At 70.1% G+C, this 3,722-nt stretch carries 3 protein-coding genes; 2 read left to right on the top strand and 1 reads right to left on the bottom strand.

Translation table 11 applies throughout. The annotated features are described in order from the left end of the window. A partial coding sequence (locus tag ACFWF3_RS27915; protein WP_379316407.1) for a sugar kinase occupies nucleotides 1-805 on the bottom strand: 805 nt, incomplete at its 3' end. Between the two features lie 91 nt (nucleotides 806-896). Here ACFWF3_RS27915 and ACFWF3_RS27910 point away from each other — a divergent pair. Together ACFWF3_RS27910 and ACFWF3_RS27905 are read left to right on the top strand one after the other, a co-directional pair. After that, a complete protein-coding gene (locus ACFWF3_RS27910; protein WP_379316406.1) occupies nucleotides 897-2,192 on the top strand; it encodes an amino acid deaminase in 1,296 nt (431 codons plus the stop codon). Between the two features lie 9 nt (nucleotides 2,193-2,201). Further along, nucleotides 2,202-3,722 (top strand): amidohydrolase family protein (locus ACFWF3_RS27905; RefSeq protein ID WP_379316408.1); only part of this gene is annotated, 1,521 nt, incomplete at its 3' end.

Below are 3,722 nucleotides of genomic sequence, written 5' to 3'. Positions count from 1 at the left end.
CCGTGACGGTGTGCTTGTCGTTCTTGACGATCAGCTGGGCGGGTTCGGGAAACAACGCGCGCAGGGCGGCCGGTTCGCCGGTGCCGAAGATCTCCTCGGCCTCGTCGGCGCCGAGGAACGCCACATCGGCGCCGCGAAGATGCGCGGCGAGTTCGTCGGTGGCCTCGTCGACGCGCGAACCCCACACTGCCGGACGGTAATTCAGGTCGAAGCTGACCAGCGCACGACGGGGCCTGGCGAGCAGCGCGCGGGTGAGTTCGGTCGCCGATTCCGACAGCGCCGGGGTGATGCCGGTGAAGTGCACGAGATCGGCGCCCTCGAGCAACTCCGCCCGGTCCGTGAGATCGGCGGGCGACAGTGCGCTGGCAGCCGAACCCGTGCGGTAGTAGTGCATGCGGCTGGCATCGGCGTCCAGATCGTTGGCCAGGCCGGAGCCCGCACCACGTTCCTTGACGTACAGGCCGGTGGGCCGCATCGGGTCGACCGCGACCGCCGCGACATCCACGCCCTGCGCGCTGAGCTCGGCGACCAGATATCGCCCGAATCCGTCGTCGCCGACCCGCGACAGCCAGGCCGCCGACACGTCGAGCTGGGCGAGCACCACGGCCACGTTGGCCTCCGCGCCGCCCGCGCCCCGATCGAACCGCGCGGACAGTTCCAGGGGTCCCGCGCCCGCGATCAGCACGGCCAGCCCCTCGCCGACAGTGACCGCCCTGGGCGGAGTGGATGTTGCCTGGGTCACCTTGTTCGCCCTTTCGTGCTTGCGGTCACTGCCTTCGAGATGCACAATAACGAGCAGAAACATTCAGCGCAACCACCGTTGCATACTGTGCAATGTTTGTTCGATATGACTGATCGAGCCGCCATCCCGGGCTCGGTCGACAGAAAGGGATGCTGTGATCATCGACAACGACGTCGTGGACGCCCTCGCCGACGAGTTGCTCGGACCCCACGACAAGAGCGCGCCGCCCGCGGCGTGGGGCAGCGCCGTGCGCGAATATCTCGCCGGCGCACCGCGACTCGACCAGTGGCAGACGCCGTTGCTCACCCTCGACCGCGGCAGGCTCGACGCGAACCGCGACCTCATGGCCGAGTGGACCGCCACGGCGGGCGTGGCGCTCGCCCCGCACGGCAAGACGACGATGGCGCCGCAGCTGTGGCGCGAGCAGCTCGTGGCCGGATCGTGGGGGATCACCGTGGCCACCGCGTGGCAGGCGCAGCTCGCGCGCTCGTTCGGTGTCGGCCGGATCATGCTCGCCAATACCCTGCTCGACCCGGTCGGGTTGGCTTGGGCCGCAGCGGAATCCGCACGTAAGGCCGACTTCGAGTTGTACTGCTGGGCCGACGGCGTCGCCACCGTCGAACTGATGGACAAGATCCTGCGCGAGACCGCCGCGGGTTCGCGGGTGCGCGTGCTGGTCGAGCTGGGGGGACCGCACGGCCGGACCGGTGCCCGCACCCGGGCCCAGGCGCACGCGGTCGCCGCCGCCATCGGTGCGAGCGAGCGGCTGAGCCTGGCCGGAGTCGCGGGCTACGAGGGCGCGCTGGCTCACGATCGCAGCGTCGAGGGTGTCGCGGCGGTGCGCGGCTATTTGCGCGAACTGGCCGCGCTGCACACCGAACTTGTTGCGGTAGGCGCCTATTCGGGCCCGGCGGTGGTCACCGCGGGCGGCAGCGCCTACCCCGAGCTCGTGGTCGAGGAACTCGCCGGACTGGCCGACCCCGGGGGTGCGCGCGGTGTGCCGACCACGGTGGTTCTGCGCAGTGGCGCTTACGTCGTCCACGACGACGGCTTCTACGCGGGAATCTCCCCGCTCGCCGCGCCCGCGAAGGAGCCCGGCCTCCGGTCCGCCATGCACGGTTGGGCCAGGGTGGTCTCGCGGCCCGAACCGGAGCTGGCCCTGCTCGACGGCGGCAAACGCGATTTCCCCTTCGACGAGGGTCTGCCGGTGCCCCAACTGGTGGTCGGCGGCACTCTTCCACCGAACGCGGTGGTCACCGCGCTCAACGATCAGCACACCTTCCTGCGGTTGCCCGGCGCCGATGCGGCCGATCTCCCGGTCGGCTCCGTCGTGCGCCTGGGTCTCTCACACCCGTGCACCGCGTTCGACAAGTGGCGCCTGATCCCGGTGATCGACAGCGTCGACGCGCCCGATCCGCGCGTGATCGATCTGATCCGCACCTACTTCTGACGGATGACCATGACGCACCTGCTCTTTCGTGACATCGACATCGTCGACGGCACCGGCGCCCCACGCACCAGGGGCGATGTGCTGGTCCGCGACGGCCGCATCGCCGACATCGCGCCACCCGGCACTGTCGACTCCGGTGCGAGAGTCGTTCCGGTGCAGCCTGGTTCGGTTCTCGCGCCCGGATTCATCGACATGCACGCGCATTCGGACCTCTACCTGCTCACCCATCCCGATCACTTCCCGAAGATCACCCAGGGCGTCACCACCGAGGTGATCGGCCAGGACGGGCTGTCGTACGCGCCGATCGACGATGCCGCACTCGCGGTGGTACGCAAGCAGATCGCGGGCTGGAACGGTAACCCGGGGGACTTCGACTTCAGCTGGCGCACCGTCGCGCAATACCTGGACCGCCTCGATCAGGGCATCACGCCCAACGCCGCCTACCTCGTCCCCCAGGGCACGCTGCGCATGCTCGTGGTCGGCAGCGAGCAGCGGGTCGCCACCGCCGCCGAGATCGACCGGATGTGCGCGCTGTTGGCCGAGGGGTTCGACCAGGGCGCGGTCGGCATGTCCAGCGGTCTCACCTACACACCCGGAATGTACGCCGACACCGGCGAACTCGCCGCGTTGTGCTCGGTGGTCGCGTCCTACGGCGGCTTCTACGCACCGCATACCCGCTCCTACGGCGCGGGCGCGCTCGAGGCCTACGCGGAGATGATCGGCCTGGCGACAGCGACCGGCTGCGCGCTGCACCTGACCCACGCCACCATGAACTTCGGCGTGAACCGCGGCCGCGCACCGGAATTCCTCGCGATGCTCGCCGCGGCTCGTGCCGACGGCTGCGACATCACCCTCGACACCTACCCCTATCTGCCCGGCTCGACCACCCTGTCCGCACTGCTGCCCAGCTGGGCGATGTCGGGCGGTCCCGACGCCGCACTCGCTCGGCTCGACAATGCGGCCGAGCGCGCCAGGATCACCGACGATGTCGACGTCAACGGCTCCGACGGCTGCCACGGCGTCACCGTCGAATGGGAGACCATCCAGATCAGCGGCGTCGGCGACGACGCGCTCGCGGACACGGTGGGCCGCACTGTCGCCGAGCTCGCGACCGAGCGCGGCACCGCCCCGGCGGAGGTGTTCTTCGACCTGCTGCGCCGCGACCAGCTCGCCACGACGATCCTGCAGCACGTCGGCCGCGAGGAGAACGTGCGCGCCATCATGGTCGACCCCGGCCACATGGGCGGCAGCGACGGCCTGCTCGTCGGCGCCCGACCGCACCCGCGCGCCTGGGGCACCTTCCCGCGCTATCTGTCGCGCTATGTCCGGGAACTGGGTGTGCTCGATCTCGAGGACTGCGTGCATCACCTCACCGGCCGCCCGGCCGCCCGGCTCCGCCTGGCCGAACGCGGCCTCGTCCGGGCCGGTTATGCCGCCGACCTGGTCGTCTTCGATCCGGCGACGATCCACGACACGGCGACATTCGAGCATCCCCAGCAGCAGGCCCGTGGCATCCAGCACGTACTGGTC

The organism is Nocardia sp. NPDC060220 (assembly GCF_042727815.1).
Lineage (GTDB): Bacteria > Actinomycetota > Actinomycetes > Mycobacteriales > Mycobacteriaceae > Nocardia.
The sequence above is the reverse complement of the archived record's forward strand: the minus strand, read 5'-3'. Positions and strand labels throughout refer to the sequence as shown.